The organism is Heliomicrobium modesticaldum Ice1, from assembly GCF_000019165.1.
Classification (GTDB): Bacteria; Bacillota; Desulfitobacteriia; order Heliobacteriales; family Heliobacteriaceae; genus Heliomicrobium; species Heliomicrobium modesticaldum.
This window is the reverse complement of record NC_010337.2, coordinates 216,734-225,000: the sequence shown is the minus strand read 5'-3', so window position 1 is coordinate 225,000 and position 8,267 is coordinate 216,734. Positions and strand designations below refer to the sequence as shown.

General features: G+C 54.5%; 7 protein-coding genes, 6 tRNA genes and 2 rRNA genes. All 15 read left to right on the top strand.

What is annotated here, in order from left to right; genetic code table 11:
* Positions 1-324: 324 nt before the first annotated feature.
* The 15 genes from rrf (at position 325) to HM1_RS00950 (ending at position 8,256) form a co-directional block, all read left to right on the top strand.
* Positions 325-441, top strand: a 5S ribosomal RNA gene (gene rrf / locus HM1_RS01020).
* A 64-nt stretch (positions 442-505) separates the two neighbouring features.
* Positions 506-581, top strand: a tRNA-Ala gene (locus HM1_RS01015).
* Between the two features lie 241 nt (positions 582-822).
* Positions 823-3,737: ribosomal RNA gene (locus HM1_RS01010) — 23S ribosomal RNA — on the top strand.
* Between the two features lie 103 nt (positions 3,738-3,840).
* A tRNA-Gln gene (locus tag HM1_RS01005) sits at positions 3,841-3,915 on the top strand.
* Between the two features lie 18 nt (positions 3,916-3,933).
* A tRNA-Lys gene (locus HM1_RS01000) sits at positions 3,934-4,009 on the top strand.
* Between the two features lie 4 nt (positions 4,010-4,013).
* A tRNA-Glu gene (locus HM1_RS00995) sits at positions 4,014-4,089 on the top strand.
* A gap of 10 nt (positions 4,090-4,099) precedes the next feature.
* Positions 4,100-4,175 (top strand) — tRNA-Val (locus tag HM1_RS00990).
* A 5-nt stretch (positions 4,176-4,180) separates the two neighbouring features.
* A tRNA-Asp gene (locus HM1_RS00985) sits at positions 4,181-4,257 on the top strand.
* 260 nt (positions 4,258-4,517) lie between these two features.
* Positions 4,518-5,045 (top strand): hypothetical protein, encoded by a 528-nt coding sequence (locus HM1_RS00980; protein ID WP_012281382.1) that lies wholly within the window; start codon positions 4,518-4,520, stop codon positions 5,043-5,045.
* A 1-nt stretch (position 5,046) separates the two neighbouring features.
* The gene (locus HM1_RS00975) at positions 5,047-5,646 is read left to right on the top strand and encodes a DUF1281 family ferredoxin-like fold protein (RefSeq protein WP_012281381.1); all 600 of its coding nucleotides are present in this window, start codon (positions 5,047-5,049) and stop codon (positions 5,644-5,646) included.
* Positions 5,647-5,747: 101 nt separating this feature from the next.
* Entirely contained in the window at positions 5,748-5,948 is a 201-nt protein-coding gene (locus HM1_RS00970) for a hypothetical protein (RefSeq protein WP_012281380.1), read from the top strand.
* 7 nt (positions 5,949-5,955) lie between these two features.
* Complete coding sequence (locus HM1_RS00965) at positions 5,956-6,891, top strand: DNA adenine methylase (protein WP_012281379.1); 936 nt, start codon at positions 5,956-5,958, stop codon at positions 6,889-6,891.
* Between the two features lie 71 nt (positions 6,892-6,962).
* A complete protein-coding gene (locus HM1_RS00960) occupies positions 6,963-7,385 on the top strand; it encodes a hypothetical protein (protein WP_012281378.1) in 423 nt (140 codons plus the stop codon).
* Entirely contained in the window at positions 7,375-7,659 is a 285-nt protein-coding gene (locus tag HM1_RS00955) for a midas domain-containing protein (protein WP_012281377.1), read from the top strand. Before HM1_RS00960 ends, HM1_RS00955 begins: the two co-directional genes overlap by 11 nt.
* A 12-nt stretch (positions 7,660-7,671) precedes the next feature.
* Positions 7,672-8,256: a hypothetical protein gene (locus HM1_RS00950; protein WP_012281376.1), complete on the top strand. Its 585-nt coding sequence runs from the start codon at positions 7,672-7,674 to the stop codon at positions 8,254-8,256.
* Positions 8,257-8,267: the final 11 nt, after the last annotated feature.

Below are 8,267 nucleotides of genomic sequence, written 5' to 3'. Positions count from 1 at the left end.
CCGCGACCGTCGCCAATGACCCTTTGGCGGCGCTGTCGCGGGATGTCGAGGTCGAACCGGCGGATACCTCCTGGCAGCAGCCTGGCTCGTCAAGAGCAGGGCGAACCAGGAAAGGTCCGTGCGGACTAAAAGGCACGCAAGAAACGCAACTGTTTGATTTTGAGGGACCGGGTCACTGGTTTCAGAGGAAAAATGTACAGGTTGATTAAGATTGACCGCTATGATAGACTCTGAATTCCGGTGAGCGGACAGACGACGGTACGCCGCAGCAAGCGGCGATGGCCGGAAATGTTCGTGATGGTCGTTCCTCACAGCTAAAGATGATCCGGTGACAATGGCGGAGAGGTCACACCCGTTCCCATCCCGAACACGGCAGTTAAGCTCTCCAGCGCCGATGGTACTTGGGACGGTGGTCCCCGGGAGAGTAGGACGTTGCCGGATCAGCCGGGAAACCGGCAGGCCCGACAGTCTGCGCAGCGATGCCCGGACAGAAGCGGGTCAACATGGGGCTATAGCTCAGCTGGGAGAGCGCTTGAATGGCATTCAAGAGGTCAGCGGTTCGATCCCGCTTAGCTCCACCATACTTGCAGTGATCTCGCCACAAGGCGAGTTTACTATTCCCCCATGCTCCTTGAAAACTGCACAGAGGATAAGTAAAGCGCAAGCGGTTATGGTCGAAGTGATCGATGCCGTCGTTTTACAGACTTTTTTGGATGGTCATGCTTCTAGGGGCTCGTCTATACGAGACGTTTAGATAGCGTGATCCAGACAAGAGGTTTTGACGAGCGACGGATAGGTTGCTACGACAATAATCGATTATAAGGTCAAGTTAGTAAGGGCATACGGCGGATGCCTAGGCGCTGAGAGGCGAAGAAGGGCGCGGACAGCTGCGAAAAGCCACGGGGAGCCGCAAGCAGGCCTCGATCCGTGGATACCCGAATGGGGCAACCCACTTGGAGTCATATCCAAGTATCCCACGCTGAATCGATAGGCGTGGGAGGCCAACCCGGGGAACTGAAACATCTCAGTACCCGGAGGAAAAGAAATCAACCGAGATTCCCTCAGTAGCGGCGAGCGAAAGGGGAAGAGCCTAAACCGCCTCTTCGGAGGCGGGGTTGCGGGACCTTCACCATGTCCCAATTGTCTTAGTCGAAGCGGTCTGGAAAGGCCCGGCACAGCAGGTAACACCCCTGTAGGCGAAAAGGCAAGAAGGATAGAAGGGATCCCAAGTACCGCGGGGCACGTGAAATCCCGTGGGAATCCGGGGGGACCACCCTCCAAGGCTAAATACTCCTCAGCGACCGATAGTGCACAAGTACCGTGAGGGAAAGGTGAAAAGCACCCCGGAAGGGGAGTGAAAGAGAACCTGAAACCGTATGCTTACAAGCAGTCAGAGCGGTTTAACCGTGATGGCGTGCCTTTTGTAGAATGAACCGGCGAGTTGCGGTCACGAGCAAGGTTAAGGCGAAAAGCCGAAGCCGAAGCGAAAGCGAGTCTGAACAGGGCGCATAGTTCGTGGCTGCAGACCCGAAACCGGGTGATCTACCCATGTCCAGGGTGAAGCGGAGGTAAAACTTCGTGGAGGCCCGAACCGACCGACGTTGAAAAGTCGGCGGATGAGGTGTGGGTAGGGGAGAAATTCCAATCGAACCCGGAGATAGCTGGTTCTCCCCGAAATAGCTTTAGGGCTAGCCTCGGGATTAGAATGCGGGAGGTAAAGCGCTGATAGGGCTAGGGGCCTTCACCGGTTACCGAACCCTGTCAAACTCAGAATGCCCGCATTTATGCCCGGGAGTCAGACGGCGAGTGCTAAGATCCGTCGTCAAGAGGGAAACAGCCCAGACCGACAGCTAAGGCCCCCAAGTGCCTGTTAAGTGGAAAACGATGTGGCGTTGCCCAGACAACCAGGATGTTGGCTTAGAAGCAGCCATCATTGAAAGAGTGCGTAATAGCTCACTGGTCGAGTGACGCTGCGCGGAAAATGACACGGGGCTAAACAGGCCGCCGAAGCTTCGGCAAGACGTAAGTCTTGGGTAGGGGAGCGTTCCTTGGGCGTAGAAGTTCAGCCGGAAGGCTAGGTGGAGCGCAAGGAAGTGAGAATGCCGGTATGAGTACGCGAAAAGGCAGGTGAGAATCCTGCCCGCCGCAAGCCTAAGGTTTCCTGGGGAAGGCTCGTCCGCCCAGGGTAAGTCGGGACCTAAGCCGAGGCCGAAAGGCGTAGGTGATGGACAACAGGTGGAGATTCCTGTACCACGTTGGATCGTTTGACCGATGGGGGGACGCAGGAGGATAGGTGAACCATGCCGCCGGTCGAGCATGGCCAAAGACGGTAGCGGAGCGATAGGCAAATCCGTCGCTCATCAACGCGAAGGTCTGATGGGGAGCGAACCTTAGTAGCGAAGTCACTGATTCCAGACTGCCAAGAAAAGCCTCTAGGGAGATGTAACGTGCCCCGTACCGCAAACCGACACAGGTAGGCGAGGAGAGAATCCTCAGGCGCGCGAGCAAACCCTCGTTAAGGAACTCGGCAAAATGACCCCGTAACTTCGGGAGAAGGGGTACTCCGGCGAGCTATGACATCATAGCATCGAAGGAGTCGCAGTGAAGAGGCCCAGGCGACTGTTTAGCAAAAACACAGGTCCCTGCCAAACCGCAAGGTGACGTATAGGGGCTGACGCCTGCCCGGTGCTGGAAGGTTAAGGGGAGAGGTTAACGCTTTGAACCGAAGCCCCAGTAAACGGCGGCCGTAACTATAACGGTCCTAAGGTAGCGAAATTCCTTGTCGGGTAAGTTCCGACCCGCACGAAAGGCGTAACGATCTGGGCACTGTCTCAACGAGGGACTCGGCGAAATTGATCTACCCGTGAAGAAGCGGGTTACCTGCGATAGGACAGAAAGACCCCGTAGAGCTTTACTGTAGCCTGACATTGGATTTTGGTGTGTTTTGTACAGGATAGGTGGGAGACGTGGAAGCCAGGCCGCCAGGTTTGGTGGAGTCGACGGTGGGATACCACTCTGAATGCACTGAAGTTCTAACCTGGCGCCCTGAAGCGGGCGCAGGGACCGTGTCAGGTGGGCAGTTTGACTGGGGCGGTCGCCTCCTAAAAGGTAACGGAGGCGCCCAAAGGTTCCCTCAGACTGGTTGGAAATCAGTCTAAAGAGTGCAAAGGCATAAGGGAGCTTGACTGCGAGACAGACAAGTCGAGCAGGGACGAAAGTCGGGCTTAGTGATCCGGCGGTATGTGAGTGGAAATGCCGTCGCTCAACGGATAAAAGCTACCTCGGGGATAACAGGCTTATCTCCCCCAAGAGTCCACATCGACGGGGAGGTTTGGCACCTCGATGTCGGCTCATCGCATCCTGGGGCTGAAGTAGGTCCCAAGGGTTGGGCTGTTCGCCCATTAAAGCGGTACGTGAGCTGGGTTCAGAACGTCGTGAGACAGTTCGGTCCCTATCCATCGCAGGCGGAGGAAGTTTGACGGGAGCTGCCCCTAGTACGAGAGGACCGGGGTGGACCGACCGCTGGTGTCCCAGTTGTCGTGCCAACGGCAGCGCTGGGTAGCTATGTCGGGAGCGGATAAGCGCTGAAAGCATCTAAGCGCGAAACCGACCCAAAGATGAGACTTCCCACTCGAAAGAGGTAAGACCCCAGGAGGATGACCTGGTAGATCGGCCCGAGATGTACGCGCCGTGAGGCGTTCAGTCGACGGGTACGAATCGGTCGAGGACTTGACCTTTTGCGCAATACTTTGTCCAAAGATGGTTTGATCGATCAAATTGTCTTCTGTGCAGTTTTCAAGGGGCAATAGACGTTTCTTGATTGCCCTTGGTGAGTTCTGTTGGGGTGTAGCCAAGCGGTAAGGCAGCGGACTTTGACTCCGCCATTCGTTGGTTCGAATCCAGCCACCCCAGCCATTTCTCCACATCATCCATGATCCATTAGCTCAGTTGGTAGAGCACCTGACTTTTAATCAGGGTGTCGCTGGTTCGAGTCCAGCATGGATCACCATGCTGGCCCGTTGGTCAAGCGGTCTAAGACACCGCCCTTTCACGGCGGTAACAGGGGTTCGAATCCCCTACGGGTCACCATTTCCCTATTGGGCGATTAGCTCAGCTGGGAGAGCGCCTGCCTTACAAGCAGGATGTCGGCAGTTCGATCCTGTCATCGCCCACCAAAAACGGAGCAGTGGTGTAGAGGCCTAACATGCCAGCCTGTCACGCTGGAGATCGCGGGTTCGAATCCCGTCTGCTCCGCCATCTTTTTAGGTAAATAAAGATGCCATGCGGCTAAACCCGCATGGCATAAGGCTTTTATGGAGGTAAAGACTCCCATTTTTTACACTTCAAAATCAGAGATGACATTGGGCTTTTTTGGCAATCTGGAGAGAATTGAACCCTCGTATACAGCTGAATAAGGATTTTCAATAAAATGAGCGGATGTGTTTTCAAATGAAAATGCATCCGCTTTTTTTGTGCCCTTTTTTAGATAAAAAATTTAAACGATTGGAGGAAATCAAATGTCAAACATCAAGCAAACCGTCAAGTTTTTCAGTCCACTGTCGATTACAACATACCCTTCTCATGAATACGGCGAGTGCGGCGCAGGTGATCTGCCTGAAGAATTATCTCCATCAGAGGCGGTGTATTACATGGATGAAATCCTTTCCGCTATCGAAAAAGAAAAGCTGCCCAGCGAAGGTGACCGTGGTCTGATGGTTTACTTCTACGATGACCAGGCACTATCTGAAAAAATCTATAGCCTCCACCCGACAGTTGAAGAATGGAACGGCAAGCTGTGGGGCGTAATGGTGGCAGAGGTTTATGGTGAGCTGACCGAAGCGGAAACAGACAAACTGCTCGATTTTGCCGTTGGTCAAATGTCTGACGGCTGGGGCGAGGGGTTCGAGCAGCGTCCCATCAAAACGGATGACGGTGAAATCTTCGTCAGCTTCTGGAACAGTGATCATTTCTTCATCAAACCGGAGCGGGAACTGAAACAGGAAAACGAACAAAACTTCAGCGAACAGACGATGGGAGGAATGTAACATGCCCAATCATATCACAAACATACTTACCGCATATGGCGATGAGAAAAAAGTAAGAGCAATGTTTGAAGCCATCAAAAATGATGAGATTGGAATCGGCAGCATTGACTTCAATAAAATTACACCGATGCCCAAACACATCTACAGGGGAGATCTTGGCAAGGAGGAAATAGAAAAGTACGGCGCTGAAAACTGCTGGTACGACTGGAGCATAAAAAATTGGGGAACGAAATGGAACAGCTATGGCTATGACGAACATACCGCAGACAATTTTGACGGCTGCACGGTAAAATTCTTAACCGCATGGAGCAGCGTTAGCGATCTGATGAAAAAGCTGTCCTCTATGTTTCCGGATATCCGTTTCGACTACAAATGGGCGGACGAGGACTTTGGGCATAACACCGGCAAGGCAGAGTATAAAAGCGGCAAAACCTTAAGCTGTTATATCCCGGCGGGCGGTTCTGCCGAAGCCCTTGAACTGGCGGCAAGCATACTCGATATAGACCTTGCCGAAGCAGGATATATCTACAATGAAAGCACCGGCGAATATGAATATGTGGAAGATGAGCCGGATGAAATTCCTAAGATGGGCGGTGTGTAGAAAGACATGCCGCCTATACATATATCGAAAAGGCAAATGAGCATAAGGCGCTACCTGAAAAGGCGGCGTCTTATTTTGTTGCCGGAAAGGAGACTAAAACCTTGGACACAGATGTAAAACCACAACAGAAAAAAGAAAACAGCGACCACGGGCCGCCAAGAAAAATCTATACCGTCCCCCTTCCCAAAGACTTAAACCGGTGCAAAGGCTGTCCTTATCCCGGCGTCGGTTTTATCTGCTGGGACACGGACGGAACCTGCCTGCGCACCGAGATGGACCGGGCCGGCAGGCCGGGGAGGTGATGGATGATTGAACAGCATCATCAGTTGGGTCGGCGGGAAAAAAGCCTTGCGATCCCTTATCTACCAGCGGATGCCCAAGGAGTTTGGACGGTACGTTGAGGTCTTCGGCGGCGGTGGCTGGGTGCTGTTCGGAAAGCCGCCCGGTGCCGACATGGAGGTCTACAACGACTTCAACGCCGACCTTGCCAACCTGTTCCGCTGCGTCAAGGAGCGCCCTTTCGCCCTGCTCAAGGAGTTGAACTTCCTGCCCTTAAACGGCAGGGACGAATTCAACGTCCTGAAAAAATATCTTGAAAAGGAGGAATTCACCAGCGAATACCTGCGGGAGGAACTGGAGCTGGCCCAGCAAAACTTGAGCGGGCCGCAGTTCGAGGAAATCAAGGCCATCCTCATGGAGAGCGCCGTCATGAATGACGTCAAGCGGGCCGCCGCTTTCTTCAAGCTCATCCGCTACAGCTACGGCAGCGGCTGCACCTCATATAGCTGCCAGCCCTTTGATATCCGGAAAACCTTCCACCTGATATGGTCGGGAAGCCGCAGGCTCAAAGACACGGTGATCGAGAACAAGGACTTCGAGGCGTTGATCCGTCAGTACGACAGGGACAACGCCTTTTTTTATTGTGACCCGCCGTACTTCGAAACAGAAGGTCACTACGCAGTGGAATTCCGCAGGGAGGATCACGCGCGGCTGCGGGACACGCTGGCCGGCTGCCAGGGCAAATGGCTGGTGTCCTACAACGACTGCGAATACATCCGGGAACTGTACAAGGACTATCAAATCGAAGCCGTCAGCCGCATCAACAACCTGGCCCAAAGATATGATAACGGCTGTGAATTCCCCGAAGTCCTCATCTCCAACTACGACACCTCGGAGCGCATGCGGGACATCCCCACGCAGATAGGATTGTTTGATCTGATGGACGACTTATACGACACGGAATAGCGGTCTGAAAAAGACCATGCGAAAAAAATTGAATACGCCCCAGTGATGGGGCGCCAAGGAGGAAACAGTTTATGAAAATGATTGAAATGCAAAGCATTGTGGACGGACAGGGCCAGCTCACTGTCCCCGCCCAGTTCCTGAAGGACATGGGACTGGTCCCCGGCGACACGGTGAAGCTCGCTTACATCAACAGTTCCACAGATTCCATCCACAACACCTATAAAGAATTTGTCTTGACACCGCACGGCGTCGCCGCTCTCAAGGACGATGAGGACGCGGAACTCACCTTGCCCCATGAACTGCTGGAGGCGGCGGAGATTCCCTTGGACAGCGACCTGGAGATCGTCTGCGCCAGGGGCACGGTCGTTATTTTGCAGGCCGATCTGCTGGATAGCCTGCCCGATGAGCTGCGGGAGCTGTTCGATGATCTCGGCATCCATCCCGACACCGTCCGGGAAGTCATGAGAAGCGGAGGTGTTTCGGATGGCCGGTAAAGGTATTTACAAGGTGCTGGACGACAAAGGCCGCGTCCTGATCCCCAGGCAGCTCCGCGCCGCCGCAGGGATGCAGCACGGCGACATTATAAAGCTGGCGGTGCAAAAAGGGGTCGTCACCGCCCAAAAGGTTGACCTCATCGAGGTGGGCGACCAGTCCCCGCAGGCGGTGGAGGCGTATGTGTTCTCCGCCGTCAAGACCATGGAAAAGCAAACCCTCCTCTCCCTCGCGGCGCGGCTCATTTCCCTCCTTGAAGAAAACAGCAAAGAGTAAGGAGGCTTTCACATGACGGTTAAAAACGCATTCACCCAGGAGGACTGCATCGAAACCGGGTATGCCATGTACATCGCGGGCAAGGTCGTCGTATTGAAGCCGTCCTCCCTGCCGCCGGAGCGCCGGGACGGCGCGCATCAACTGTACTTTTGCGAAGGTGGCAACGGCAGCAACCCCAACCCCATTGACCGTTCCATCTTCACGGTTTCCCTGGCCGACGGCGAGCGTGCGCGGTGGAACCGCGGCGACGTCCTTGGCATCCTGAAGCCGGAGCTTTTGCCCGACTCCGCCAGGCTGCACCTTTCGCAAATCCGGCCAAGAGGCGTTCTCGACCCGCGGGAGCATGAGCCGAGGTACAGCGGGTACAGCTTTCTGCCGGACGGCAGATACGCCTCGGGCGTGTGGCTCTGCAGCGAAAAGGAGGTCAAGGACTACATCGAGATGCAAAAGGAGTACCAGCACCGGGTAATGATCTGCGACCGCGACGGCTTCTGTGTGTTCGAGATGGTGCGGGGCGAGGTCATCTATCCATTACCGGAAACCATCGAGGCATTCCGCAAAGAGCAAGCGCGGGGCGGCATGAGCATGAACCTGTAAAGACGATGGAG